The sequence below is a fragment of the Roseovarius mucosus DSM 17069 genome (assembly GCF_000768555.3).
In the GTDB taxonomy this organism is placed as follows: Bacteria; Pseudomonadota; Alphaproteobacteria; order Rhodobacterales; family Rhodobacteraceae; genus Roseovarius; species Roseovarius mucosus.
In genome coordinates, this window is the sequence record NZ_KN293976.1 from 109456 (window position 1) to 133725 (window position 24270).

General features: G+C 64.3%; 26 protein-coding genes and 1 pseudogene. 13 read left to right on the plus strand and 14 right to left on the minus strand.

The features are described 5' to 3' along the window. Positions 1-61: 61 nt before the first annotated feature. Positions 62-439 carry a thiol-disulfide oxidoreductase DCC family protein gene (locus tag ROSMUC_RS04395; RefSeq protein ID WP_037270112.1) on the minus strand — a complete coding sequence of 126 codons (378 nt, stop codon included), beginning with the start codon at positions 437-439 and terminating at the stop codon, positions 62-64. 109 nt (positions 440-548) lie between these two features. Beyond that, on the minus strand, positions 549-1925 hold the full coding sequence (gene rimO, locus ROSMUC_RS04400) for a 30S ribosomal protein S12 methylthiotransferase RimO (protein WP_037270424.1): 1377 nt from the start codon (positions 1923-1925) through the stop codon (positions 549-551). 150 nt (positions 1926-2075) lie between these two features. Between rimO and ROSMUC_RS21785 the strand changes: the two are divergent. The 3 genes and pseudogenes from ROSMUC_RS21785 to ROSMUC_RS04410 form a co-directional block, all read left to right on the plus strand. Continuing rightward, positions 2076-2546 (plus strand): annotated as a pseudogene (locus ROSMUC_RS21785) (AsmA family protein); the annotation flags it as partial. A gap of 286 nt (positions 2547-2832) precedes the next feature. Then, positions 2833-3975, plus strand: a complete 1143-nt coding sequence (locus tag ROSMUC_RS21270) for an AsmA family protein (RefSeq protein WP_483880251.1) — start codon at positions 2833-2835, stop codon at positions 3973-3975. A gap of 50 nt (positions 3976-4025) precedes the next feature. Further along, the gene (locus ROSMUC_RS04410; RefSeq protein ID WP_037270114.1) at positions 4026-5222 is read left to right on the plus strand and encodes a class I SAM-dependent methyltransferase; all 1197 of its coding nucleotides are present in this window, start codon (positions 4026-4028) and stop codon (positions 5220-5222) included. A 56-nt stretch (positions 5223-5278) separates the two neighbouring features. Here the strand turns inward: ROSMUC_RS04410 and rplT are convergent, their stop codons facing one another. The 4 genes from rplT to pyk all read right to left on the minus strand — a co-directional run bounded on the left by rplT (position 5279) and on the right by pyk (position 7706). Further along, positions 5279-5644 carry a 50S ribosomal protein L20 gene (gene rplT / locus ROSMUC_RS04415; protein WP_009817248.1) on the minus strand — a complete coding sequence of 122 codons (366 nt, stop codon included), beginning with the start codon at positions 5642-5644 and terminating at the stop codon, positions 5279-5281. 14 nt (positions 5645-5658) lie between these two features. Then, entirely contained in the window at positions 5659-5859 is a 201-nt protein-coding gene (gene rpmI, locus ROSMUC_RS04420) for a 50S ribosomal protein L35 (RefSeq protein ID WP_037270116.1), read from the minus strand. A gap of 135 nt (positions 5860-5994) precedes the next feature. Then, on the minus strand, positions 5995-6219 hold the full coding sequence (locus ROSMUC_RS04425; protein ID WP_037270117.1) for a hypothetical protein: 225 nt from the start codon (positions 6217-6219) through the stop codon (positions 5995-5997). Positions 6220-6260: 41 nt separating this feature from the next. Further along, a complete protein-coding gene (gene pyk, locus ROSMUC_RS04430) occupies positions 6261-7706 on the minus strand; it encodes a pyruvate kinase (protein ID WP_037270118.1) in 1446 nt (481 codons plus the stop codon). Positions 7707-7813: 107 nt separating this feature from the next. Here pyk and ROSMUC_RS04435 point away from each other — a divergent pair, with 107 nt between their 5' ends. The 4 genes from ROSMUC_RS04435 (at position 7814) to ROSMUC_RS04450 (ending at position 11138) form a co-directional block, all read left to right on the plus strand. Further along, positions 7814-8575 carry an N-formylglutamate amidohydrolase gene (locus ROSMUC_RS04435; RefSeq protein ID WP_102105866.1) on the plus strand — a complete coding sequence of 254 codons (762 nt, stop codon included), beginning with the start codon at positions 7814-7816 and terminating at the stop codon, positions 8573-8575. A 24-nt stretch (positions 8576-8599) separates the two neighbouring features. Continuing rightward, the gene (locus ROSMUC_RS04440) at positions 8600-8914 is read left to right on the plus strand and encodes a DUF1244 domain-containing protein (RefSeq protein ID WP_037270120.1); all 315 of its coding nucleotides are present in this window, start codon (positions 8600-8602) and stop codon (positions 8912-8914) included. A 55-nt stretch (positions 8915-8969) separates the two neighbouring features. Then, the gene (locus ROSMUC_RS04445) at positions 8970-9665 is read left to right on the plus strand and encodes a glutathione S-transferase family protein (RefSeq protein WP_037270121.1); all 696 of its coding nucleotides are present in this window, start codon (positions 8970-8972) and stop codon (positions 9663-9665) included. A 99-nt stretch (positions 9666-9764) separates the two neighbouring features. Then, a complete protein-coding gene (locus ROSMUC_RS04450) occupies positions 9765-11138 on the plus strand; it encodes an L-serine ammonia-lyase (RefSeq protein WP_037270122.1) in 1374 nt (457 codons plus the stop codon). A gap of 209 nt (positions 11139-11347) precedes the next feature. Here the strand turns inward: ROSMUC_RS04450 and arsC are convergent, their stop codons facing one another. The 3 genes from arsC to ROSMUC_RS04465 are packed head-to-tail and all read right to left on the minus strand — an operon-like array spanning position 11348 to position 13079. Continuing rightward, on the minus strand, positions 11348-11695 hold the full coding sequence (gene arsC / locus ROSMUC_RS04455) for an arsenate reductase (glutaredoxin) (protein ID WP_206018423.1): 348 nt from the start codon (positions 11693-11695) through the stop codon (positions 11348-11350). Beyond that, on the minus strand, positions 11686-12744 hold the full coding sequence (locus ROSMUC_RS04460; protein WP_037270123.1) for a quinone-dependent dihydroorotate dehydrogenase: 1059 nt from the start codon (positions 12742-12744) through the stop codon (positions 11686-11688). The genes arsC and ROSMUC_RS04460 overlap by 10 nt, the downstream gene beginning before the upstream one ends. Further along, entirely contained in the window at positions 12741-13079 is a 339-nt protein-coding gene (locus ROSMUC_RS04465) for a DUF952 domain-containing protein (RefSeq protein WP_037270124.1), read from the minus strand. The genes ROSMUC_RS04460 and ROSMUC_RS04465 overlap by 4 nt, the downstream gene beginning before the upstream one ends. Before the next feature lie 98 nt (positions 13080-13177). Here ROSMUC_RS04465 and ROSMUC_RS04470 point away from each other — a divergent pair, with 98 nt between their 5' ends. Together ROSMUC_RS04470 and rpsA are read left to right on the plus strand one after the other, a co-directional pair. After that, a complete protein-coding gene (locus ROSMUC_RS04470; RefSeq protein WP_037270125.1) occupies positions 13178-13786 on the plus strand; it encodes a (d)CMP kinase in 609 nt (202 codons plus the stop codon). Positions 13787-14010: 224 nt separating this feature from the next. Beyond that, positions 14011-15690 carry a 30S ribosomal protein S1 gene (gene rpsA, locus ROSMUC_RS04475; RefSeq protein ID WP_075571710.1) on the plus strand — a complete coding sequence of 560 codons (1680 nt, stop codon included), beginning with the start codon at positions 14011-14013 and terminating at the stop codon, positions 15688-15690. Between the two features lie 313 nt (positions 15691-16003). Here rpsA and glmM read toward each other — a convergent pair whose 3' ends face one another. Continuing rightward, on the minus strand, positions 16004-17344 hold the full coding sequence (gene glmM, locus ROSMUC_RS04480; protein ID WP_037270127.1) for a phosphoglucosamine mutase: 1341 nt from the start codon (positions 17342-17344) through the stop codon (positions 16004-16006). A 132-nt stretch (positions 17345-17476) separates the two neighbouring features. On the opposite strand from glmM, the gene ROSMUC_RS04485 reads away from it, so the two are divergent. Together ROSMUC_RS04485 and ROSMUC_RS04490 are read left to right on the plus strand one after the other, a co-directional pair. Further along, complete coding sequence (locus ROSMUC_RS04485; RefSeq protein WP_037270128.1) at positions 17477-18817, plus strand: UDP-glucose dehydrogenase family protein; 1341 nt, start codon at positions 17477-17479, stop codon at positions 18815-18817. Between the two features lie 5 nt (positions 18818-18822). Beyond that, positions 18823-19581 (plus strand): SDR family NAD(P)-dependent oxidoreductase, encoded by a 759-nt coding sequence (locus tag ROSMUC_RS04490; RefSeq protein WP_037270129.1) that lies wholly within the window; start codon positions 18823-18825, stop codon positions 19579-19581. A gap of 105 nt (positions 19582-19686) precedes the next feature. Here ROSMUC_RS04490 and ROSMUC_RS04495 read toward each other — a convergent pair whose 3' ends face one another. The 4 genes from ROSMUC_RS04495 to ROSMUC_RS04510 form a co-directional block, all read right to left on the minus strand. After that, positions 19687-20037, minus strand: a complete 351-nt coding sequence (locus ROSMUC_RS04495; RefSeq protein ID WP_037270130.1) for a RidA family protein — start codon at positions 20035-20037, stop codon at positions 19687-19689. A gap of 68 nt (positions 20038-20105) precedes the next feature. After that, entirely contained in the window at positions 20106-20585 is a 480-nt protein-coding gene (locus ROSMUC_RS04500; RefSeq protein WP_037270131.1) for a hypothetical protein, read from the minus strand. Positions 20586-20858: 273 nt separating this feature from the next. Beyond that, positions 20859-21206, minus strand: a complete 348-nt coding sequence (locus tag ROSMUC_RS04505) for an antibiotic biosynthesis monooxygenase family protein (protein WP_037270132.1) — start codon at positions 21204-21206, stop codon at positions 20859-20861. Between the two features lie 256 nt (positions 21207-21462). After that, the gene (locus ROSMUC_RS04510; RefSeq protein WP_037270133.1) at positions 21463-21768 is read right to left on the minus strand and encodes an NIPSNAP family protein; all 306 of its coding nucleotides are present in this window, start codon (positions 21766-21768) and stop codon (positions 21463-21465) included. 81 nt (positions 21769-21849) lie between these two features. Here ROSMUC_RS04510 and ROSMUC_RS04515 point away from each other — a divergent pair, with 81 nt between their 5' ends. Next, positions 21850-22533: an ArsR/SmtB family transcription factor gene (locus ROSMUC_RS04515; RefSeq protein ID WP_037270134.1), complete on the plus strand. Its 684-nt coding sequence runs from the start codon at positions 21850-21852 to the stop codon at positions 22531-22533. Positions 22534-22640: 107 nt separating this feature from the next. After that, the gene (gene pdxR / locus ROSMUC_RS04520; RefSeq protein ID WP_037270135.1) at positions 22641-24116 is read left to right on the plus strand and encodes a MocR-like pyridoxine biosynthesis transcription factor PdxR; all 1476 of its coding nucleotides are present in this window, start codon (positions 22641-22643) and stop codon (positions 24114-24116) included. Positions 24117-24270: the final 154 nt, after the last annotated feature.

Below are 24270 nucleotides of genomic sequence, written 5' to 3' on the forward strand. Positions count from 1 at the left end.
TCTGGGGTCTCCGCGTCAGTCGCGCGCACCCTATCGCGGGGCGCGCGACTGCGAAAGCCCCTCAGGACGCGGCGCGCTTTGCTTCTCGCGCCAGATGCCGCGCATAAAGACGCGGGGCCAGAACCCGCTCATAAATCAGCGACGCCACCTGCCGCAGCCCCGGCAAGGCCACGATCCGCGCCGCCCAACGATAGCGCGGCAGGGCGGCCCAGAGTGCCGCAAAGGCATCGACACCCGAGAGCACGCGGTCATTCTGCCGCACATGCAGCCGCCGCGCGGCCTGATCGGCGCTGATGCCCCAATGCTCAAGACCACCGGCGTTGAGATCCTGAAAGATGACCGGCAGGCCGTGCGCGTCCACATAGCCCGCATAATGCGCAATCTCCGCCCGGCAGACCGGACAGCGGGCATTGTAGAGCACTTGGATTTCGTGGGTCATCGCGGGCCTCCTGTGAAGGGGAGGTAGGGGGAGAGGGACACAGGGGAAGAGGTGCAGAATGTCGCGGGGGGACGCCCGTAGAGTGGTGGCAACCAAACGTCAGGCGGCCCTACTCCCCCAACCTCCCCCACAAATCATACTCCCCCGCCTCATCGACCACGACCGAAACGATATCGCCCACGGAAACCCCCTCCGTCCCCTCATCAATAAACAGGTTCCCGTCAATCTCCGGCGCATCCGCCTTGGTGCGGCAGGTGGCGATGCCGTCGGCGTCGATCTCGTCCACGATCACCTCCATGCGCTGACCGACCTTGGCCGCCAGCTTGGCCTCGGAGATTGCCTGCGCCTTTTCCATGAAGCGATCCCAGCGCTCTTGCTTGACCTCTGGGGCCACATGATCCGGCAGCGCGTTGGACCGGGCCCCGGCGACATTCTCGTATTGAAAACAGCCCACCCGGTCCAACTGCGCCTCGTCCAGCCAATCGAGCAAAGTCTGAAACTCTGCCTCGGTCTCGCCCGGATAGCCCACGATAAAGGTCGAGCGCAGGGCAATCTCGGGGCAGTCGCGCCGCCATGCCGCGATCTCATCAAGCGTCTTTGCCGCCGCCGCAGGTCGCGCCATGCGCCGCAGCACCTCGGGATGGGCATGCTGGAACGGAATATCCAGGTATGGCAGCACCAGCCCCTCCGCCATCAGCGGAATGAGGTCGCGCACATGCGGGTAGGGATAGACATAATGCAGCCGCACCCATGCGCCCAGAGACCCGAGATCGCGCGCCAGATCGGTGATATGCGCCCGGTGCCCGCGCTCTTCGGCATGGCGGATATCGACGCCATAGGCCGAGGTATCCTGAGAGATCACCAAGAGTTCCCTGACGCCGCTCTCCACCAGCTTTTCCGCCTCGCGGATCACCGCATGGGCCGGGCGGCTCTGCAATTTGCCGCGCATATCGGGGATGATGCAGAATTTGCACTTGTGATTGCAGCCCTCGGAAATCTTGAGATAGCTGTAATGGCGCGGCGTCAGGCGCACACCCGAAGCAGGCAAGAGATCAATGAAGGGATCGGGGCTGGGCGGCACCGCCAGATGCACGGCATCCAGAACCTGCTCGTATTGATGCGGCCCGGTCACGGCCAGAACGCGCGGATGCACCCCGGTGATATACTCGGGCTCTGCCCCCAGACAGCCCGTGACAATCACCCGGCCATTCTCGGCCAAGGCCTCGCCAATCGCCTCGAGGCTTTCGGCCTTGGCGCTGTCGAGAAACCCGCAGGTGTTGACGATCACGGCATCCGCCCCGGTGTAGTCGGGCGAAATGCCATAGCCCTCGGCGCGCAACCGCGTCAAAATCCGCTCGCTGTCCACCAGCGCCTTGGGACAGCCAAGGCTGACCATGCCGATGGTCGGCTGGCCCGCGCGGGGCGTATCAGTCAGACGCGCACGCGGCGCGAGATCGGGGCGGAGGTTGGGCGGGTTCTGGGACATGGGCGCGATATACTCTGCCCCCGCCCGCCCGCCTAGCCCAAAAGCGGTTGCCCCGCCCCACGCCACATGCCTAGACTATGGCCAGAACAAGCAGGCAAAGGGGGCGATGCCATGCGGTGGATATTCCGGGCCTTGGGGCTGGTCGTGGTCATGGCGGCCATCGTCCTTGGCGCACTCTTCTTACTGCCGGGCGAGCGGATCGCGCGCATCGCCGCCGATCAGATCACCAAGGCTACGGGCCGTCAGGTCTCGATGTCCGGCGACACCAAGATCAGCTTTTATCCCATCCTCGGCGTGTCCACCGGCGCGGTCGAGATTGCCAATGCCGATTGGTCCGACGCAGGCCCGATGCTGCGCGCCGACAGTCTCAAGATCGGGGTGGAACCGCAGGCGCTGTTTGGCGGCGATATCCGCATTACGGGGCTGGAGGCGGTCAATCCCGCGATCCGGCTGGAACGCGCCCGCGACGGGCGGGTGAATTGGGAATTGGGGGTCGAGGGCGTGGCCCCTTCGGGGCAATCGGACGGCACCCTTGCCACCTCGAACCGGCTGGCACTAACCCTTGACCGCGCGCTCATCACCGGGGCGAGCCTCAGCTATACCGATCACGCCACCGGCGATGTGCAGGCGTTCTCAGACATGGATTTCGACCTGCGCTGGCCCGATTATGACGGCACCGCCACGTTTGAGGCCGTGCTGCGCCAAGGCAGCGCGCCCATGACCCTCTCGGGCCAACTCGATCAGGTGGGTCAGTTCATCGACGGGGCCGTCACCGGCCTCTCGGCGCGGCTATCGGGACCGGGCGGCAGCGTCACCTTCGCCGGGCGCGGCGGGGCGCAACCGCAATTGCAGGGGCGGCTCGACATCGACCTTGGCGATACCGATGCCTTTCTGGCGGCACTTGGCCTTGACCGGCTGGAATTTGCCCCGTGGCTTTGGCGCCAGCGTCACAGGCGGCACCGACCTTACGCTGACCGACGCCCTGCAACTTTCGTTGCGCAATCTGACACTGAACCTAGGCGGCAATGCCCTTGCCGGGGCCGCCGATATTGCGCTTGGCGGTGACGTGCCGCGCATCAACGCCCAGCTGAACGCGGGCGCGCTCGATCTCTCGCATTTCGCCGGGGCCGACAGCACCGGCGCAGGCAGCGCCGACAGCGGCTGGTCCAAGAGCGCGATCGACGCCAGCGCCCTTGCCCTCGCCAATGGGGAAATCGCGCTCATCGCAGACAGCATCAATCTGGGCGATCTGAAACTGGGCAAGACCCGCAGCCTGATGGCGCTGGACAATTCCCGCGCCGTGTTCGAGCTGCGCGAATTGCGCGCCTATGACGGGCTGATCACCGGGCAATTCGTCGCCAACAACCGCTCTGGCCTCTCGGTCGGGGGCAATCTCAAGGTGAGCGACATCAACCTCGAACGGTTCCTGACCGATGCGGCCGGCATCACCCGCTTTGCCGCGTTGGGTAGCGGCGAGGTGGAGTTTCTGGGCGTGGGCAATTCGGTGGATGCGATCATGCGCTCGCTCTCGGGCAAGGGGGCGCTGCGCACCGGGCGCGGCGTGATCTCGGGCTTTGATCTCGACCGGCTGATGCGCGCGGGCGATGTGACGGGCGGCACCACAATCTTTGACGCGATGACCGCCAGCTTTACGATGAATGGCGGCAACCTTATCAATCAGGACCTCGCCATGACCCTTCCGCTCGCCCGCGCCTCGGGCCAGGGGCGTGTCGGGCTTGGCGCGCGCGACATCGACTATCTCTTTACCCCCGTACTGCTCGAGGGCGAGAACACCCGCGGCCTTGCCATCCCGGTGCGCATCGAGGGGCCATGGGCCAATCCCCGGATCAAGCCCGATCTGGAAAAGGCCGTGCGCATGAACCTCAAGGCCGAGCGCGACAAGCTGGAGCAAGAGGCCAAGGACAGGCTGGAACGCGAACTGCAACAGCGCCTCAACGTCGCCCCGCAAGAGGGCCAGAACCTTGAGGATGCCCTGCGCCAAAAGATCGAGGACAAGGCCGCGCGCAAATTGCGCAAGCTCTTCGAATGAGGCAGGCGCGCAATTGAGTATTTTTGCCAAGAAGAACGAGGACCGCGCCCATGAGTGAGGTCAAGGCGCAATACGAGGCCTTCCCCTATCCCGCGCGCGATCCGGCGGATGAGGCCAAGCGCCTGATCACCGGCTCGCCGTCGCATGTGCTGGAAATTGACCATTTCCTGTTTCAGGGGCGGCGCGACTGGAGCAAACCGCTGCGCGCGCTCATCGCGGGCGGCGGCACCGGCGACGGGTTGATCCAACTGGCGCAACAGATGAAGGATACGGGCCGCGCCGCCGAGATCACCTATCTGGACCTTTCGACCGCCTCCCGCGCCATTGCCGAAGAGCGCGCCCGCCTGCGCGGCCTGAGCAATATCCGCTTTGTCACCGGAAGCCTGATGGACGCGGCCAGCCATGGGCATTTCGACTATATCGACTGCTGCGGCGTGCTGCATCACCTGCCCGACCCGGCGGCAGGGTTTGCGGCACTTCTGGCGGCTCTGGCACCTGGTGGCGGCATGGGCTTCATGGTCTATGCCCCCTATGGGCGCGCGGGCGTCTATCCGCTGCAAGAGGCGTTTGGCGCGCTCTACGCGGGCCTGCCCCCCGAGGCGCGTCTCAAGGCCGCCAAAGAGGTGGTGGCCAACCTGCCCGAGGGGCATCCGTTCAAATCCAACCCCAATCTCGGCGATCACAAGGACAGCGATGCAGGCTTTTACGATCTGCTCCTGCATTCCCAAGACCGCGCCTTTGACGTAACAGCCCTTGTCGGGATGCTGGACGATACCGGCTGGGCGCTCTCGGGCTTTGCCCTGCCGGTGCTCTATGACCTGAGCCGCATCACCACAGTGCCGGACCACCTGAGCGCCACCGCGCGCATGGCCCTGGCCGAAAAACTGCGCGGCACGATCAAGACGCATGTGGGCTATGCCACCCGCGCGACCGAGGCCCGCCCGTCCGCCACGGGGCGCGACCGCGCGCTGATCCCCCATCTCAAGGGCCTGCGCGCGCCCGACCTCGCCCGCGCCATCGCCCAGGGCCAGACGCCCAAACTGCGTTTCAACGGAATCGAGGCGCGGCTCGCCCTGCCCAAAGAGGCGGCCCCCCTCTTGGCGGCCATCGACGGGCGGCGCAGCCTGAGCCAGATCGCGCAGGCCAGCGGCATCGATCCCATCGCCTTTGGCAGTCTCTGGGCGCGGATCGAGCGCGATCTTGGCGATCACGGCCTCCTGCTCTTTTCCAGCATCCTGCGGCCATGAAAAAACCGCCGCCCGGACCCAACCGGACGGCGGTTTCAATCGCGATGCGAACCGGCTCAGGCGGCCAGCGCACCCTTGGCTTGGTCCACGATGGCCCCGAATGCGGCGGGCTCATGCACGGCCAGATCGGCCAGAACCTTACGGTCCACTTCGACCCCGGCCAGCGCCAGACCGTTGATGAAGCGCGAGTAGGTCAGCGATTCATCATGGGCGCGCACAGCCGCGTTGATCCGCTGGATCCACAGCGCGCGGAAATTGCGCTTGCGGTTCTTGCGGTCGCGGGTCGCGTATTGGTTGGCCTTGTCGACGGCCTGTGCGGCCACCTTGAAGGTGTTCTTGCGGCGGCCATAGTAACCTTTGGCGGCCTTGATGACTTTCTTGTGACGGGCGTGGGTGACAACCCCACCTTTGACGCGTGACATATCCTAAATCCTCCTTAGCGCGCGTAGGGCATCATCGGCTTGATGATCCCTTCATCAGGCTTCGACAGCGTGGTCGTGCCACGGGCGTTGCGGATGAATTTGTTGGTACGCTTGATCATGCCATGGCGCTTGCCGGCCTGTGCGGCCACCACGCGGCCAGAGGCCGTCACTTTGAACCGCTTCTTGCAGCTCGACTTGGTCTTCATCTTGGGCATTTCCGGCTCCTCTATTAGGTCGGTAGAACCGCACGACTCGGCATGCCACATCTGGCCGGTCCTGCGGGGTGAGCGCGCCGTATACGCGGCGCGCGGCCATTGTTCAAGAGGGTTTGACCACGGATTATGCGCGCCTCAGCTCACATAGCGCGCGATCACCCGCACCAGCACCTCGGGCAGATCACCAAAGCTGTAGCCACCCGGTTTGTTGCTGATTGCCCAGACGATCAATCCCCCCGAGGCCATGAGCGTAAAGGTCGCCACGCGCGGCGGATGCCCCTCGGAAAATGCCGAGATGATCGAAGGTATGGAAAACACCCCCAGCACCATGCCAATGGCCATCGCCAGATCAGGGTCCATCACATACCTCCGGGAAATACCTTGAATTAAACTGAGACAGTTTAACCCGGATCGGTGGCGTAAATCAAACTTTCCTGACAGGGGGCCACGCGCAGGATATTGGTCGTGCCGGGCACGTTGAAGGGCACGCCCGCCGTCACCACGATCTGATCGGCTTCGGTCGCGTATCCATGCGCCCGCGCCGCCCGCGCGGCATTGATCACCGCCATCTTGAAGCGCGTCAGTTCCCCGGTCATGACACAGGTCACACCCCAGGTCAGCGCCAGCCGCCGCGCGGTGCCAAGCAGACTGGTCAGCGCCAGAATCGGTACGCGCGGCCGCTCGCGCGCGGTCAAGAGCGCGGTGGTCCCAGATTCCGTATAGCAACAGATCACCTTGATATCGGCGGTCTCGGCAATCTCGCGCGCGGCGGCGACGATGCCATCGGCCACGGTCTGCCGGTTGACACGGCGGCTGGCCTCGATCACCTCGCGATAGGTCGGATCGCTCTCGACTTCGATCGCCACATTGTCCATCGTTCGCACCGCCTCGACCGGGTATTGCCCCGCCGCCGATTCCGCCGAGAGCATGATCGCATCCGATCCCTCATAGATCGCGGTGGCCACGTCCGACACCTCGGCGCGGGTGGGCATCGGGCTTTCGATCATGGATTCGAGCATCTGCGTCGCCACGATCACCGGCTTGGCCGCCGCCCGACAGCGCCGGATCAACCGCTTCTGGATCGGCGGCACGTTCTGCACCGGCAATTCCACGCCCAGATCACCACGCGCCACCATGATCCCGTCGCTGACCGCCAGAATCTCATCAAACCGCTTCACGCCCGCCGGTTTTTCGATCTTGGACATGATCGCGGCCCGGCCCTTTACCAAGGCCCGCGCCTCGGTCACATCCTCGGGGCGCTGCACGAAACTCAGCGCCAGCCAATCCACCCCAAGCTCGCAAATGAATTCGAGATCCGACAGGTCCTTTTCCGACAGTGCCGCCAGCGGCAGCACCACATCGGGCACGTTCACCCCCTTGCGATTCGAAATCGTGCCGCCCGCGATCACCTCGCAATCGGCATACTCCGGCCCACAGGCGGTCACGCGCAGACGGATCTTGCCATCGTTCACCAGCAGGTTGGCGCCCGGCTCCAATGCCGCGAAAATCTCGGGATGCGGCAGGCAAACGCGGCTAACGTCCCCCTCAGCCTCGTCGAGGTCAAGCCGGAACGCCGCCCCGGCGACCAGCTCCTCCTCGCCCTTGGCGAACACGCCTACGCGCAGTTTCGGCCCCTGCAAATCGCCCAGGATGGCAATCGGGCTATCTAAGTCCTCTTCGACCTGCCGGATGATCCGATGCCGCTCTGCAATATCGGCCTGCGTGCCATGGCTCATATTGAGACGAAACACATCCGCCCCCGCCTCGTGCAGTGCGCGGATCGTATCATAATCAGACGAGGCCGGGCCCAGTGTGGCCACGATCTTGACATTGCGGTTGCGTCTCATCTCATGCGTCCTTCATCTCTGACATCACAGGTTTATGTTAACGCTAACATCACCCTTTCGCGCCTTATCGCGCAATTCACATTATCCCGCAACTGTTCTAAAGGACGATGACAGGAAAAACCAAGCCAATGATGTATCATCCTTTTCAGATCGACGGGCAGGACCGCCCCGAACGCTGGCTCGTGACCTGCGATCACGCCAGCAACCGCGTGCCGGATTTCGTCAACGGCGGCTGTCTTGGCGTGGCCCCCGCCGACATGGCCCGCCATATCGCCTATGACGTGGGCGCCGCCGGTGTGACCCGCGCGCTCGCAGAGGCGCTGAATGGCCCGGCCATCCTCAGCAACTTCTCGCGCCTCGTGATCGACCCGAACCGGGGCGAGGATGACCCGACCCTGGTGATGCGCCTCTATGACGGCACCATCATTCCCGGCAATCGCCACGCCACCCCCGACGACATCGAGCGCCGCCTCAACCGGCTCTACCGCCCCTATCACACCGCCTTGGCCGAACTGGCCGCGCGCCGCGCCGATACGGTCATTGTCTCGGTCCACAGCTTCACCCCGCAATTGCGTGGCCGCCCGCCCCGCCCCTGGCATATCGGGCTGCTCTACGCCGCCGATGAACGGCTGGCCAAGCCGCTTCTGGCCCGCCTCGCCCAAGAGCCCGACCTCTGCGTCGGCGATAACGAGCCTTACAGCGGCCATCTGCCCGGCGATGCCATCGCGCGCCATGCCATCGCCTACGAGCGGCCCAATGTGCTGATCGAATTGCGCAACGACCTGATCGAGACGCCCGCGCAACAGACGGCCTGGGCGCTCCGCCTCGCCCCCATCCTGCAAGAGGTCGCGGCCCAAACCGGCCTCTGACCCATCCCCAAAAGGAGTGTGACCATGGACGACCAGACCAGAACCGAACTCGAGGCCGCCGCCTTTCGCGCCCTGCGCGCGCATCTGATGGACAAGCGCGCCGATGTGCAGAACATCGACATGATGAACCTCGCGGGCTTCTGCCGCAACTGCCTCAGCCGCTGGTATCAAGAGGCCGCCAACGCCCGTGGCATCGAAATGTCCAAGGAAGATGCCCGCGAGATTTTCTATGGCATGTCCTACGACGACTGGAAATCGCAGCATCAAACCGAGGCCAGCGCCGAGCAAAAAACCGCCTTCACCAAATCCTTCGCCGAGAATGTCGGCCCCAAGGACTGACCCCGCCTGTCATCCTTTTTCAAATGCTCGAAATCCTTGCACCCGAGGCTGTCCGATGACCGCGCCCTACCGCCTGCATTACGCCCCTGATAACGCCTCGGTGATCGTCCGCCTCACGCTCGAGGAACTGGGCCTGCCCTATGAAACGGCGCTGCTGGAGCGCGCGAAACAGGCGCATGCCGCGCCCGCCTATCTCGCGCTCAACCCCGGTGGGCTGATCCCCACGCTGGAAACGCCCGAGGGGGCCATTTTCGAAACCGGCGCGATCCTCCTTTGGCTGGCCGACCGGCATGGGCGGCTGGCCCCTGCCCCGGATGCAGCCGCGCGCGGGGATTTCCTCAAATGGCTGTTCTATCTCGCGAATACCGCCCATACCGCCCTGCGCATGAGCTTTTACGCCGAAAAATACGTGGGGCCCGACCGCGACGCGCAGCACCTCTTGCGCAGCACGATGCAGGCGCGTTTTGGCGACTGTCTGGACATACTCGAAACCCGCGCCACGCCGTGGTTCTCGGCCGAGACGCCCTCGGTGCTGGATTACTACCTTGCCTGCCTCATGCGGTGGCGCGCGCTCTATCCCGAGGGCACGCGCGGCAACTATGACGCAAGCGCCTGGCCGCGCCTGCACGCGCTGCTGACGCATCTCGAATCCCGCCCCGCCACTGGCCGCGTGGCCGCCGCCGAAGGCCTGGGCGCGCACCCCTTCACCGCGCCCGACTATTGCGATCCGCCCGAAGGCAGCGCCACCTGATCCGGCCACATGGCAAGGAGCCACCCTTGAAGCGTCGCTTTCGGACAAGTAGATCAAGGGGCGAGCGGCGATAAGACCCGCGATCAGGGAGCGCGCCTTATGTTTCTATCCGTCTTCGACATGTTCAAGGTGGGCATCGGCCCCTCTTCTTCGCACACCATGGGGCCAATGGTCGCCGCCGCGCGCTTCCTCGACAAGATGCGCGCCGCCCCCTTTCACTATGCCGGATTGCGCGGCTCGCTGCATGGCAGCCTTGCCTTTACCGGCGTGGGCCATGCCACCGACCGCGCCACCATCCTTGGCCTCGCCGGGTTCCTCCCCGACACCTATGACCACGACCGCGCCGAGGCGGTGCTGGAAGAGATTCGCGACACCCACACCGTCACGCCCCCGGGCCTGCCCGCGCTCAAGTTCCACCCCAAGGAAGACCTGATCTTCGATTTCGGCCCCAACCTGCCCGGCCATGCCAATGGCATGATCCTGATGGCCACCGACGCCCAGGGCGATGTGATCCTGCAGGAAACCTACTATTCCATCGGCGGCGGCTTTGTGCTGACCGACGGGGAACTGGCCGCAGGCAAGGCCACGGACGAGGGCGCACCGATCCCCTACCCGTTCAAATCCGCCGCCGAGATGCTGGAAATGGCCGAACGCTCGGGCAAGAGCATCGCCCAGATGAAACGCGCCAATGAAATCGCGCGCGGCGGCCCCGAAAATCTGCGCTCCGGCGTGGCGCGCATCTGGCAGGTGATGAACGACTGCATCGAACGCGGCCTTTCGACCGAAGGCATCCTGCCCGGCGGCCTGCAGGTCAAGCGCCGCGCCAAGGGCATCCGCGACGCGCTGATGGCCGAGCGTGGCACGAACCTCACCGCCCCGCACAAGATCAACGACTGGATGAGCGCCTATGCCATGGCGGTGAACGAGGAGAACGCCGCCGGCGGGCAGGTCGTGACCGCCCCCACCAATGGCGCGGCGGGCGTGGTGCCAGCGGTGATCAAATACTGGCTCGAGCATGTGCCGGGCGCCCATGAGAACCAGATCGAGGAATTCCTGCTCACCGCCGCCGCCATCGGCGGTCTGGTGAAATACAACGCCTCCATCTCGGGGGCCGAGGCAGGCTGTCAGGCCGAGGTGGGCAGCGCCGCCGCCATGGGCGCGGCGGGCCTCGCCGCCGTCTTGGGCGGCACCCCCGCCCAGATCGAAAACGCCGCCGAAATCGCGCTGGAACACCACCTTGGCATGACCTGCGACCCGGTGCGCGGTCTGGTGCAAGTGCCCTGCATCGAACGCAACGGCCTGGGCGCGATCAAGGCGGTCTCTGCCGCCTCTCTGGCGCTGCGCGGCGATGGCACGCATCTCGTGCCGCTCGACGCCTGTATCGAGACCATGCGCCAGACCGGCCATGACATGATGGAGAAATACAAGGAAACCTCCTTGGGTGGTCTCGCGGTCAATATTCCGAACTGTTGAGAGAGCGTCGCGCTCGCCTCAATCCCCCGCGCGAATAGCACCGAAGGTGCCGCGCGGATCGCTGGGCCGTCCCGCGGCCTAGCGATTTTGAGAGGGCGCGCATCACTGAGGGATCACACGCAGTTTGCTGGCATAAAGTGGCAGCCATTTCCGTTGCATCGCTAGTCCCCGGCCCATCGACCGCGCGGCTCGCCGCTAGCGTCCTAGGGTCACAATATCCCCAGCACCGCCTCGGGCGGCCGCCCGATCACTGCCCGACCCGCGCCAATCGCAATCGGCCGCTCGATCAGGATCGGATGCGCCGCCATCGCCGCCAGCAGATCCTCTGCCGCGCTCTCGCGCCCCAATCCCAGCGCCTTGAACTGCGGCTCGCCGGGGCGCATCATCTCGATCGGCGCGCAGCCCAACAGCGCCAGAACACGCCGCACCTCCGCCAGATCCGGCGCATCCTCCAGATAGCGCCGCACCGTCACCGCGACGCCGCGCTCCTCCAACAGCGCCAGACCCGCGCGCGACTTGGAACAACGTGGATTATGCCAATAGGTGATCACAGCCATGCCTCCCGCCCGGTGCCCACCGCCTCGGCCACATTGGCAAAACCGTCCCGTTCCAAGAGCCGTTCCAGCCCGCGCGCGATCTCGCCGACCAAGGACATCCCCTGATACACCAGCGCCGAATAGAGCTGCACGGCGCTCGCCCCGGCACGGATCTTGGCATAGGCCTGCTCGGCGCTGGCAATGCCGCCCACGCCAATCAGCGGCATTTCCCCGCCCGTCAGATGTGACAGCCGCGCCAGAACCCGCGTCGATTTCTCAAAGAGTGGCTGCCCAGACAGCCCGCCCGCTTCGCCCTTGGCGGCACTCACCAGCCCCTCACGGCCCAGCGTGGTATTGGTAGCGATGATCCCCGAGAGGCCCGAGGCCCGCGCCACATCGGCGATCTCGCTCAACTCGCCATCGCTCAGATCCGGCGCGATCTTGAGAAAGACGGGGATCGGCTGTGGCAACCAATCACGCGCCTCCATCACCCCTTTCAAGAGCCCCATCAGCGCCTCTGCCCCCTGTAACTCGCGCAGCTTCTCGGTGTTGGGGCTGCTGACGTTGACCGTCGCGAAATCCAGATGCGCGCCGCAATGCGCCAGCACGCGGGCGAAATCCTCGGCCCGGTCGGCGCTGTCCTTGTTGGCCCCGAGGTTGAGGCCGATCACGGCATCCTTTGGCCGCGCCGCCAACCGCGCCGCCGCCGCCTCCATGCCAAGGTTGTTGAACCCAAAGCGGTTGATCACCGCCCGATCCTCGCTCAGCCGGAACAGACGCGGGCGCGGATTGCCGGGCTGCGGACGCGGCGTGACCGCCCCCACCTCGATAAACCCAAACCCGGCGCGGGCAAGCGGCGCCAGCGCCTCGGCATTCTTGTCAAACCCCGCCGCCAACCCCACCGGGTTGGGCAGGCGCAGCCCCGCCAGATTGGTCCTCAGCCGCGCGCTTGTATGCGGCCCCGGCGTGGGCACCAGACCCAGTTGCAAGGCCCGCAGCGCCAAACCATGTGCCCGCTCCGGATCGACCCGATGCAAGAGGTTGAGCCCCAGACGCTCCATCCCGCTCATTCCAGACCTGCCGGAAACTGATGCACGCCGTCCACCAGTGGCAGGGGCTGCGCCCATGCCACATCCGAGAGGCGCATCTCGCGGTAGAGATGCGGAAAGAGCGCGCCACCGCGCGACACCTCCCATTTCAGCGCATCGCCCAGGCGCTCCGCCTCGACCGCCACCAGCATGAGGCCCTCGACCCCGGCAAAATGCTTGGCCGCTGTCTCGGCGGCCTGCTCGGCCGTCGAGAAATGCACATAGCCATCGGCCAGATCGACCGGCGCACCAGCCAGTTCGCCCGCTGCCCGCAACTCGGCCCATTCCGGGCCACGCAAGATCTTGTATATCATCATAGAGGCGTGATGCCTTGGCCCCGCGCGCAGGTCAAGCGATGCTTGAGCCTCGCGCCCTGATCGGCTAGGCAGAGGGTCCGGTCACGAAAGGGCAGCCCATGGCATTCACGATTGCAATCGACGGCCCCGCAGCAGCGGGCAAAGGCACCATCGGCCGGGCCCTGGCTGCGCATTTCGGCTTTGCCCATCTCGACACCGGCCTGCTCTACCGCGCCACCGGGCGGCGGATGCTGACCGGGCTCGACCCGGTCGAGGCCGCGCATTCCCTGCGCCCCGAAGACCTTGACGCCGACGACCTGCGCACCCCCGATGTCAGCCAGGCCGCCAGCCGCGTCGCCGCCATCCCCGAGGTGCGCCAGGCGCTTCTCGATTTCCAACGCGCCTTTGCCCGGCGCGCGGGCGGGGCCGTGCTTGACGGGCGCGACATCGGCACCGTCATCTGCCCCGAGGCCGAGGTCAAACTCTACGTCACCGCCTCCGATGCCGAGCGCGCCCGCCGTCGCCATCTGGAACTGACCGGCAAGGGCCATGAGGTGACGCTCGACGAGGTGGCCCAGGACCTTCGCGACCGCGACGCCCGCGACAGCGCCCGCGCCACCGCCCCTCTCAAACCCGCCGAGGATGCGGTGCTGCTCGACACCTCCGAGATGACCATCGAAGAGGCGACCGCCAAGGCCATTGCCATCGTCACCGCGGCCCAAGGCTGAGGCGCGGCGCACGATCACCGCAGACAGGCTTGATTATCCCGCCAAGCCCCTGTATACGCGCGCCTGTCACCAAAGGCGAATAAGGCCACAGGACAAAAGAGATCGAGCAGGGTCGGAACCACCGGCCCTCTTTGTTTTGTGACCCGCCCGACCAACGAAACCCTGAAAGACCGGCGGAGACAACCGCTCGGCCAGAAAACCGTTAAAAGGAAACCAGAGACCACATGGCTCAACATACATCTATGGAGGAATTCGAAGCCCTCTTGAACGAAAGCTTCGAAATGGACACACCCGAGGAAGGGTCTGTTGTCAAAGGCAAGGTCATCGCAATCGAAGCAGGCCAGGCCATCATCGACGTCGGCTACAAGATGGAAGGCCGCGTTGATCTGAAAGAATTCGCAAATCCCGGTGAGACCCCCAACATCTCCGTTGGCGATGAGGTCGAAGTGTTCCTGCGTTCCGCCGAGAACGCCAAGGGCGAAGCCGTGATCAGCCGCGAGATGGCCCGCCGGGAAGAGGCATGGGACCGTCTTGAAAAGGCCTATGCAGACGAAGAGCGCGTCGATGGCGCCATCTTTGGCCGCGTCAAAGGTGGCTTTACCGTCGATCTGGGCGGTGCCGTGGCCTTCCTGCCCGGCTCTCAGGTCGATGTCCGCCCCGTGCGCGACGCGGGCCCGCTGATGGGCCTCAAGCAGCCGTTCCAGATCCTGAAAATGGATCGCCGCCGTGGCAATATCGTCGTGTCGCGCCGCGCCATCCTCGAAGAAAGCCGCGCCGAACAGCGCGCCGAGGTGATCGGCAACCTGACCGAAGGCCAGACCGTTGACGGCGTGGTCAAGAACATCACCGAATACGGCGCCTTCGTCGATCTGGGCGGTGTGGACGGCCTCCTGCATGTCACCGACATGGCATGGCGCCGCGTCAACCACCCCTCCGAGATCCTGACGATCGGCGAAACCGTCAAGGTGCAGGTCATCAAGATCAACAAGGACACCCACCGCATTTCGCTGGGCATGAAGCAGCTGCAAGAAGATCCGTGGGATCTCGTGGCCGCCAAATACCCGCTCGAATCGGTGCACACCGGTCGCGTGACCAACATCACCGATTACGGCGCATTTGTTGAGCTGGAGCCGGGCGTCGAAGGTCTGGTTCACGTCTCGGAAATGTCCTGGACCAAGAAAAACGTCCACCCCGGCAAGATCGTTTCGACCTCTCAGGAAGTCGAAGTCATGGTGCTGGAAATCGACGGTGCCAAGCGCCGCGTGTCGCTCGGTCTCAAGCAGACCATGCGCAACCCGTGGGAAGTCTTTGCAGAGACCCATCCCGAGGGCACCGAGGTCGAGGGCGAAGTCAAGAACATCACCGAATTCGGTCTCTTCATCGGTCTCGAAGGCGAGATCGACGGCATGGTCCACCTCTCGGACCTCAGCTGGGACGAGCGCGGCGAAGACGCCATCCAGAACTACAAGAAGGGCGACATGGTTCATGCCGTCGTTTCCGAAGTCGACATCGAGAAAGAGCGCATCTCGCTCTCGATCAAGGCTCTGGGCGGCGACAAGTTCTCCGAAGCCGTTGGCGGCGTCAAGCGTGGCTCGGTGATCACCGTGACCGTGACCGCGATCGAAGACGGCGGCATCGAAGTGGAATACGAAGGCATGAAGTCCTTTATCCGCCGCTCCGATCTGTCGCGTGACCGCGCCGATCAGCGCCCCGAGCGCTTCTCGGTCGGGGACAAGCTCGACGTGCGCGTGACCAATGTCGACGCCAAGACCCGCCGTCTGGGCCTGTCGATCAAGGCCCGCGAGATCGCCGAAGAGAAAGAAGCCGTCGAACAGTATGGCTCGTCCGACTCGGGCGCATCGCTCGGCGACATCCTCGGCGCAGCCCTCAAGGGCGACCGCTAAGCAGACCGCAACCGGCCCCGCGCCGGTTGCAATTCGCCAGACACGAAACGGCCCCACCGATCCGGCGGGGCCGTTTTGCATTTGGGGGGAGAGAGATTTTGAATTCTATCCACCGCTTGGAATGCCTCCCGCGTGGAACAAGGCGCGGTACGCGCCGCCGCGCGGATCGCTGGGTCGTCCCGCGGCCTAGCGATTTTGAGAGGGCACGCAATTCTGATGGTTCATACGGACTTGGCCGGCATAAAGTGGCAGCTACGAGTGTTGCTTCGCTAGTCCCCGGCCCAGCAATCCGCGCGCTTCATCGCTTCCCCCCTCAACTCTCCTGCCGCACCGCGCCCACAACCGCATCCATCACCTGATCCAGCACCGCCGGATTGAGCGCCTCTGCCATGACCCGGATCATCGGTTCCGTCCCCGAGGGGCGCACCAGCAATCGCCCGTCACCGCCCAAGAGCTTCTCCGCCGCCGCCATGGCGGATTGCACCGCATCTGATCCCATCGGGTCCTTGCCCTTGGCAAAGCGCACATTGATCAGCTTCTGCGGCACCGGCTCGAACACCTGTGCCAGTCGGCTGGCGCGCTCGCCGGTCTCGACCATCGCCGCCAGGAACTGCAACGCCCCGATCAGCCCGTCGCCGGTGGTGGCATAATCGGTCATCACGATATGGCCCGATTGCTCGCCGCCCAGATTGTGACCGCCCGCACGCATCGCCTCGACCACATAACGATCCCCGACCGCCGTCCGCTTGAGCGCGATCCCCTGCCCCTCCAGATGCCGCTCCAGCCCCAGGTTGGACATGACCGTCGCCACCAGCGTATTGCCCGCCAGACGTCCCTCGCGCGCCCAGCGCGTCGCAATCAGCCCCATGAACTGATCCCCGTCGGCGATCCGACCCTGTTCGTCGATCAACACCACCCGGTCGGCATCGCCATCGAGGCAAATGCCCAGATCGGCCCGCGTCTCCAGCACCCGGCGCGCGGCGGCCTGCGGCTTGGTCGATCCGCAATCGAGGTTGATGTTGAAGCCGTCCGGTTCCACTCCCATCGCGATCACCTCGGCCCCAAGTTCCCACAGAACCTCCGGTGCCGTGCGATAGGCCGCGCCATTGGCACAATCCAGGACGATCCGCAGCCCCTCCAATCGCCGCCGATGCGGAAAGGTGGTCTTGGCATATTCCACATAGCGCCCGCGCGCGTCCTCGATCCGCTTCGCGCGGCCGATATTCTCGGGCGCCGCCAGCCGCGTGCCCTCGTCCAGCAGCCGCGCAATCCCCGCCTCCGCCTCATCGCTCAGCTTGTAGCCATCCGGCCCAAAGAGCTTGATCCCGTTGTCCGAGGCGGGATTATGACTGGCCGAGATCATCACACCGACATCGGCGCGCAGGCTATGGGTGAGATAGCCAATCGCAGGCGTCGGCACCGGCCCCAGCAGAAACACGTTCATGCCCGTGGATGTGAACCCGGCAGTGAGCGCATATTCGATCATATAGCCCGAGAGCCGCGTGTCCTTGCCGATCACCACGCGGTGCTCCTGCTTGTCGCGGCGGAAATACCGCCCCGCCGCTGCCCCGAGGCGCAACGCCACATCCGCCGTCATCGGCCAGCTGTTGGCCTGCCCCCGGACCCCGTCCGTCCCAAACAGCTTTGCACCCATCGTCTTTCTCCTTATCCACCCAACGCCACAGGCTTACCTGTTTTCCCCTACAGGACACCACAGCGCGTTGACACACCCGATTCGACCCCCAATACAGTCAAATCAAGAGTTTTGCGTCAAAGGGCATGTAACATGAAAATTGCGATGATCGGAACGGGCTACGTGGGCCTCGTCTCGGGGGTATGTTTTTCCGATTTCGGCCATGACGTGACCTGTGTCGATAAAAACCCCGACAAGATCGCCATGCTCCTGCGCGGCGAGGTCCCGATCTTCGAGCCGGGTCTCGACGCCCTCATGGCCAAGAATGTCGAGGCCGGTCGCCTCCGCTTCACCACCGACCTGGCCCAGGCCATCGACGGGGCCGAGGCGGTGTTCATCGCCGTGGGCACCCCAACCCGGCGCGGCGATGGCCACGCCGACCTCACCTATGTCATGGCCGCCGCCGAAGAGATCGCCCGCGCGGCCTCGGACTACGTGGTGATCGTGACCAAATCCACCGTCCCCGTCGGCACCAACCGCGCCGTCAAGAAGGTGATCAAAAAGGCCAATCCGGCCCTCGATTTCGATGTCGCCTCCAACCCCGAATTCCTGCGCGAAGGCGCCGCCATCGACGATTTCATGAAACCCGACCGCGTCGTCGTCGGCGTCCAGACCGACCGCGCCGCCGATGTCATGGCCGAAATCTACCGCCCCCTCTACCTGCGCGACTTTCCCATCGTCACCACCGATCTCGAATCCGCCGAGATGATCAAATACGCCGCCAACGCCTTTCTCGCGACCAAGATCACCTTCATCAACGAAATCGCGGCCCTCTGCGAACGCACCGGCGCGGATGTGAAACAGGTCAGCCACGGCATCGGCCTCGATGGCCGCATCGGCAACAAATTCCTGCACGCAGGCCCCGGCTATGGCGGCTCCTGCTTTCCCAAGGACACCCGCGCGCTGGCCCGCATCGGTCAGGATCACGGCCTGCCCATGCAGATCACCGAAAAGGTCATCACCGTGAACGAGGAAATGAAACGCCGCATGATCGACAAGCTGCTCGATCTCTGCGACGGCTCTTTCAACGGCAAGACCATCGCGATCCTTGGCGTCACCTTCAAACCCAATACCGATGACATGCGCGATGCCCCCGCGCTCACCATCATTCCCGCCCTTGTCGGCGGCGGCGCGCGCGTGCGCGTGACCGACCCCCAGGGCCAACGCGAGGGCGAGGCGCTCTTGCCCGGCGTCATCTGGCAGGATGACCCCTACAAATGCGCCAACAAGGCCGATCTTCTGGTCCTGCTCACCGAATGGAACGAGTTTCGCGCCCTCGATCTCAAGCGGCTGGCGCGCAAGATGGCCAACCCCCGCATGGCCGACCTGCGCAACATCTACTCGGTCAAGGATGCCAAACGCGCGGGCTTTACCGCCTATGACAGCATCGGTCGCCCCGCCTATCGCCACGACGCCGCCCCACAACAGGACTGATACCCATGACCGACACTCCGAAAACCGCCGTTGTCACTGGCGCCGCCCGTGGCATCGGCCTTGCCACCACCCGGCAATTTCTGGCCATGGGCTGGCGCGTGGTGATGATCGACCGCGATGCCGCGGCGCTGGAAGAGGCGGCAAACCCGCTCTCGGGCGTTGATCCGGTGCTCTGCGATGTCTCGCAGCCCGATCAGGTGGCGAAAATGGCCGCCCATGTGACCGCCACCGCGCCCTCTGTCGATGCGCTCGTCAACAACGCCGGCGTGGCCGATTTCGGCCCCCTTGCCGAAACCGATTTCGCCCGCTGGCGCACCGTGATGGACACCAATCTCGACGGCGTGTTCCTGATGAGCCAAGCCTTGCGCGAGGTGCTCTGTGCCGCGCGCGGGGCCATCGTCAACATCGCCTCCATTTCGGGCCTGCGTGCCTCGACCCTGCGCGTGGCCTATGGCACCTCCAAGGCCGCCGTCAAACACCTCACGCTGCAACAGGCGGCAGAGCTTGGCGAATTCGGCGTGCGCGCCAATTGCGTCTGCCCAGGCCCGGTGGCGACCAAGCTCGCCATGGCCGTGCACACCCCGGACATCGTCTCCGCCTACCATGACGCGATCCCCCTCAACCGCTACGGCAGCGAGGATGAAATCGCCGCGGTCGTCACCTTCCTCTGCTCGCCCGCCGCCAGCTACGTGACCGGCCAGATCATCGCCGTCGATGGCGGGTTCGAGGCCACCGGCATCGGCCTACCCGCCCTGCGCGGCTAGCACGCGCAACAAAAACCCGCCCCGGATCGCTCCAAGGCGGGTCTCTGTCACGCCCCGGGCCTGACCCGGGACGCGCATCAAAAGACGCAAAGACGGGGCAAACCCTTACTTCTGCGCCGCCGTCACGATGAACTCGACCAGATAATCCGGCGTGGCCAACTTCGCCTCACCTGCCGCGCGCGCCGGTGTGTGGCCCTGCGGCACCCAGGCATCCCAGACCGCGTTCATCTCGGCAAAATCCTTCATATCCGCCAGCCAGACGATCGTTTGCAGGATGCGCGTCTTGTCGCTCCCGGCCTCGGCCAGCAGGGCATCGACCTGCGCCAGACAGGTCTTGGTCTGCTCGGTCACACTGTCGCCGGGCTTGCCAACCTGGCCGGCCAGATAGACGATGCCGTTATGCACGACCGCTTGGCTCATGCGGGGGCCGGTATGAAGACGGGTAATCTCACTCATGGGATGTCCTTTCAAATGTAGTCTCGCCCCTTTTAGGCAGCCCATCCCGCCCGCGCCAGTGCCAATCGCTACATCCACCACCGCGCCCGGTCATGCCGCGCAAGCCAGCCACCAACACTGAAATGGTCCCGCCGGATCAGCAGCACCAGTGCGACAAAGGCCGCCAAAACCGCGAGATCAATCACTTGGTTGCGATGAATGGGAAATCCCCGGTCATTCACGGCGAATGGATCAAAGAACCCCTCCCAGCGCCGCGTCACGGTAAAGAAATGCATGATCAGCAGACTGCCATAGGAAAAATACCGCAGCACGCCTAGCGCCACCAACAGGCACAGCACAATCTGCGCGCCTCCCGCAAGATACACTTGGCTCAGGCTCACGTCGATCTTGTCGATATTGCGCGCAAGGTCCTGATATTGTCCCGGCGTGATGATCTTGTGCGCCGCCCAGAGGAAGATGAACCACGCCAGCCCCAGCCGCAGAACCAAAACCGCCAGCGCATCCAGCTTGTCCTGCGGTGACAGAATGATTTTCTCGTGAAATGCCATCTGATCTTATCCCCCTTTCCAAACACCTTCTGGCTAACGGCATAAAATCCCACATTCAAATCACAGCTTGGCGAAGATTGTGTCAGGCACACGCCCCTCGCTGCCGCGCCTCCTGCGCCCTCTCTGCCCGCGCCTCTCTGTCAACGATGATCCTCCTCTCACTTTTTCGCTTTGCCGCCCTTTGCCGGTTTCCGCCTTTACCCAACTGTCCTCTGCGATCCCTCTCTCGACTTTGCCCTCTACCGCCACCGATGCCCCGCCGCTCGGCCAGCCTCACGCGCCATGCGCGGTGCGGCTGTCCTCGGGCGCCTCGTCGCGCTCATTCATGCCATAGTCGCGGATCACGCTGACCACGCGCAGCCGGTAGTCGTCAAACATCACTTCGCGCCCGGCCCTCTGCGCGCCGCGATGTGCCGCCAATTGCCGCCACCGGATCACCGCCGCCTCATCCTCCCAGAACGACAAAGACAAGAGCTTGCCGGGGTTGGTCAGGCTCTCAAACCGCTCGACGCTGATAAATCCGGGGATCGCCTCGGCCAAGGGCCGCATCTTGGCCGCCATCTCCAGATATGGCTCCTTTTGTCCCTCACCGGGGATCACCTCGAATATGACCGCAATCATCTCACGCCCTCCCGCACGGTTGCGCCGCTTCTCTTGGCCGCCTACCTCGGCCGCCCTCCTTGGCCGCCTGCCCCGGCTCGATGCCGCGGCCGCCTGCCCTGACTGTCAGCCCTAGCATATTCCTGCGCCGCTCCGCCACGGCGGCCACGGCATGTTGCCCCGGCAATCCGCATGGGCGGCAATTCTCGGCCACCGCGTCCTGCCTCGGGCCGCCGCCCTGGGCGGCCCCTCGTCGCCGCGACAAATCCCACCGGCATCATCTGCTCACCAGCTTCAGGAAAACGCGGTCCTCGCGCAACAAGAACCGCTCGCGCTGCGCGAAGGCATAATTCTCGCGCCCCAGCGGATCATCGGCCAACCGCGCGCGATAGGCCTCATAGGCCGCGAGCGACGGGATATTGTAAATGCCATAGGCCAGCGTGCTGCTGCCTTCATGCGGGGCATAATAACCGATCAGATCCGCCCCACAGCGCGGGATCGCCTCGCCCCAGTTGCGGGCATATTGTGCAAACTCCTCTCTCTTGGTCGGGTCGATATGATAGCGAATCACACAAGTCAGCATGGCACGGCAGTCCTTTCCAAATGGTTGCAGTCTCCGATCTACCCGATTGCGCGGCATTCATGCTTCGTCTACCATCGAACCATGAAAACAGGTCCCGACATCGCTCGCATCGCCGCCCTTATCGGTGACCCGGCCCGCGCCAACATCCTGACCGCCCTGATGAGCGGCAAGGCCCTGACCGCCACCGAACTGGCGGCAGAGGCAGGCGTGACCGCACAAACCGCCTCCGCTCACCTCGCCCGTCTCGAAACCGGCGGTCTTGTCACGCAGACACGGCAGGGGCGGCACAAATACACCCGCCTCGCCTCGGACGAGGTCGCGCATCTTCTCGAGACCCTGATGGGCTTTGCGGCGGGGGCAGGCCATCTGCGCACCCGCCCCGGTCCCCGCGACCCCGAGTTGCGCCGCGCCCGTGTATGCTACAACCACCTCGCGGGCGACATGGGCACTCAGATGTATGACAGCCTCTTGTCGCGCGGCTTTCTCTGCCGCGATGAGGCATCCCTCACGCTCACCGATTCAGGCCACCGCTTCGTGATCACCCTCGGGCTTGACGTAACACGCCTTCCCTCCCCCCGAACGCCCCTCTGCCGCGACTGTCTCGACTGGTCCGAACGGCGCCCACATCTGGCCGGGCGTCTGGGGCGCGGTCTGCTCGCGCATATCGAATCTCAGGGCTGGGCAAAGCGTGTCCCCAGCACCCGGATCATCCGCTTTTCACCGGCGGGCACGGACGCCTTCACCGCCGCCTTTCCCGCGCCCTAGGCGACCTTACAAAATCCCCTGACAGACCTTACAGAGCTTACAATTCCACGCCACGCCGCAAACCAGACCAGATTGCAAGCGCGATAAGTCCAGTCTAATCTGCCCCCATGGCGATTCCGGTCGAAACCTTTTTTCTTGCCCCCGAGGCCGAGGGCACGCTTCAGGCGCAGATTCAGCAGATGATCGCGCAGGGCATCCTGTCGGGTCGCTTTCGCAAGGGCGAAAAACTGCCCTCCTCCCGCAAACTCGCCGCGCATCTGGGCGTCAGCCGCATCACCGTAACCCTTGCCCTGACCGAGTTGCAGGCCAATGACTATCTCGCCTCGCGCGACCGATCTGGCTACTATGTCTCTGAAAACGCACCAGAACCTCCGGCTTTCACGGCCCCCACACCGCGCGGCGACACGATTGACTGGTCCCGCGCGCTCGGTCGCCGCTTCACCGGCGGCGATACCCCTGAAAAGCCGCAGGATTGGGCGCGCTACCCCTATCCATTCATCTACGGCCAGACTGATCCGGCGCTCTTTGATCATGCCAACTGGCGTCACTGCGCGCTTCAGGCTCTAGGGGCCAAGGATTTTCAGGCCCTCACTGCCGATTACTACGATCAGGACGATCCCAAACTGATCGAGTTTATCGCCCGCCACACTCTGCCGCGCCGCGGCATCATCGCGCAACCCGATGAAATCCTTGTCACAATGGGCGCTCAGAACGCCTTGTGGCTCACCGCGCAGGTGCTCTTGACCCAACGCCGCACCGCCGCCATCGAAAACCCCTGCTACCACGCCCTGCGCGACATTCTCATGCAATCACGCTGCCATCTGATGCCGGTGGACGTCGACCGGGATGGCCTGCCGCCCGAAAACCTGCCCGATGAGGCCGACGTGATCTTTACCACGCCCAGCCATCAGGCCCCGACCAACGCCACCATGCCGCTTGCGCGACGCAAGGCGCTGCTCGCACGCGCCGCCGAGATGGAGGCACTGATCGTCGAGGATGACTACGAGTTCGAGGTCTCCTTCCTCCGCGCACCCCTCCCGGCGCTGAAATCTCTCGATACCGAGGGGCGGGTGATCTACGTAGGCTCCTTCTCCAAATCGATCTTCCCTGGGTTACGCCTTGGCTATCTTGTTGGTTCTAAATCATTTATCAGAGAATGTCGCGCCCTGCGCGCCTCCGTCCTTCGCCATCCGCCGGGCCATATCCAGCGCACCGCTGCCTATTTCCTCTCACTAGGGCATTACGACAGCTTGGTTCGCCGAATGGGTCAGGTCTTTTCCCGCCGCCGCAGCGTGATGGAGAGTGCGTTGGCCGAACACGGCCTCGACATTGCCGGGCGTGGCGTTTTTGGTGGCTCTTCCATCTGGATGCAGGCCCCGGACCATATTGACATGGGCCTGATTGACGGGCCACTCAGACAGGCAGGCGTGTTGATCGAGCCTGGCCACCCGTTCTTTCACGGTGCCGACCGGCCGCGTAATTTCTATCGCCTCGCTTATTCCTCGATACCCTCGGATCGCATCCCGCAGGGAATTGCCCATATCGCCCGGGAATTGGCCTTGATCTCTGGGCAAGCTTCCTAAACGGTAATTTGGCACATTAGTGTTTAAATTTCGCATCTTAATGAGTTAACCCAACAAACAATCCAAAGAGACACAAAGTCATCAATCATCCTTATTGATACCATTATTCTCATTTTTATAATACTCTGGCCTTACCCTACATTGCCTTCTGGCC

What these genes read in the sequence shown, in the direction of transcription:
- ROSMUC_RS04395 (WP_037270112.1), bottom strand. Translation starts at nt 439, where the DNA reads ATGACCCACGAAATCCAAGTGCTCTACAATGCCCGCTGTCCGGTCTGC.
- rimO (WP_037270424.1), bottom strand. Translation starts at nt 1,925, where the DNA reads ATGTCCCAGAACCCGCCCAACCTCCGCCCCGATCTCGCGCCGCGTGCG.
- ROSMUC_RS04410 (WP_037270114.1), top strand. Translation starts at nt 4,026, where the DNA reads ATGAGTGAGGTCAAGGCGCAATACGAGGCCTTCCCCTATCCCGCGCGC.
- rplT (WP_009817248.1), bottom strand. Translation starts at nt 5,644, where the DNA reads ATGTCACGCGTCAAAGGTGGGGTTGTCACCCACGCCCGTCACAAGAAA.
- rpmI (WP_037270116.1), bottom strand. Translation starts at nt 5,859, where the DNA reads ATGCCCAAGATGAAGACCAAGTCGAGCTGCAAGAAGCGGTTCAAAGTG.
- ROSMUC_RS04425 (WP_037270117.1), bottom strand. Translation starts at nt 6,219, where the DNA reads ATGGACCCTGATCTGGCGATGGCCATTGGCATGGTGCTGGGGGTGTTT.
- pyk (WP_037270118.1), bottom strand. Translation starts at nt 7,706, where the DNA reads ATGAGACGCAACCGCAATGTCAAGATCGTGGCCACACTGGGCCCGGCC.
- ROSMUC_RS04435 (WP_102105866.1), top strand. Translation starts at nt 7,814, where the DNA reads ATGACAGGAAAAACCAAGCCAATGATGTATCATCCTTTTCAGATCGAC.
- ROSMUC_RS04440 (WP_037270120.1), top strand. Translation starts at nt 8,600, where the DNA reads ATGGACGACCAGACCAGAACCGAACTCGAGGCCGCCGCCTTTCGCGCC.
- ROSMUC_RS04445 (WP_037270121.1), top strand. Translation starts at nt 8,970, where the DNA reads ATGACCGCGCCCTACCGCCTGCATTACGCCCCTGATAACGCCTCGGTG.
- ROSMUC_RS04450 (WP_037270122.1), top strand. Translation starts at nt 9,765, where the DNA reads ATGTTTCTATCCGTCTTCGACATGTTCAAGGTGGGCATCGGCCCCTCT.
- arsC (WP_206018423.1), bottom strand. Translation starts at nt 11,695, where the DNA reads ATGGCTGTGATCACCTATTGGCATAATCCACGTTGTTCCAAGTCGCGC.
- ROSMUC_RS04460 (WP_037270123.1), bottom strand. Translation starts at nt 12,744, where the DNA reads ATGAGCGGGATGGAGCGTCTGGGGCTCAACCTCTTGCATCGGGTCGAT.
- ROSMUC_RS04465 (WP_037270124.1), bottom strand. Translation starts at nt 13,079, where the DNA reads ATGATGATATACAAGATCTTGCGTGGCCCGGAATGGGCCGAGTTGCGG.
- ROSMUC_RS04470 (WP_037270125.1), top strand. Translation starts at nt 13,178, where the DNA reads ATGGCATTCACGATTGCAATCGACGGCCCCGCAGCAGCGGGCAAAGGC.
- rpsA (WP_075571710.1), top strand. Translation starts at nt 14,011, where the DNA reads ATGGCTCAACATACATCTATGGAGGAATTCGAAGCCCTCTTGAACGAA.
- glmM (WP_037270127.1), bottom strand. Translation starts at nt 17,344, where the DNA reads ATGGGTGCAAAGCTGTTTGGGACGGACGGGGTCCGGGGGCAGGCCAAC.
- ROSMUC_RS04485 (WP_037270128.1), top strand. Translation starts at nt 17,477, where the DNA reads ATGAAAATTGCGATGATCGGAACGGGCTACGTGGGCCTCGTCTCGGGG.
- ROSMUC_RS04490 (WP_037270129.1), top strand. Translation starts at nt 18,823, where the DNA reads ATGACCGACACTCCGAAAACCGCCGTTGTCACTGGCGCCGCCCGTGGC.
- ROSMUC_RS04495 (WP_037270130.1), bottom strand. Translation starts at nt 20,037, where the DNA reads ATGAGTGAGATTACCCGTCTTCATACCGGCCCCCGCATGAGCCAAGCG.
- ROSMUC_RS04500 (WP_037270131.1), bottom strand. Translation starts at nt 20,585, where the DNA reads ATGGCATTTCACGAGAAAATCATTCTGTCACCGCAGGACAAGCTGGAT.
- ROSMUC_RS04505 (WP_037270132.1), bottom strand. Translation starts at nt 21,206, where the DNA reads ATGATTGCGGTCATATTCGAGGTGATCCCCGGTGAGGGACAAAAGGAG.
- ROSMUC_RS04510 (WP_037270133.1), bottom strand. Translation starts at nt 21,768, where the DNA reads ATGCTGACTTGTGTGATTCGCTATCATATCGACCCGACCAAGAGAGAG.
- ROSMUC_RS04515 (WP_037270134.1), top strand. Translation starts at nt 21,850, where the DNA reads ATGAAAACAGGTCCCGACATCGCTCGCATCGCCGCCCTTATCGGTGAC.
- pdxR (WP_037270135.1), top strand. Translation starts at nt 22,641, where the DNA reads ATGGCGATTCCGGTCGAAACCTTTTTTCTTGCCCCCGAGGCCGAGGGC.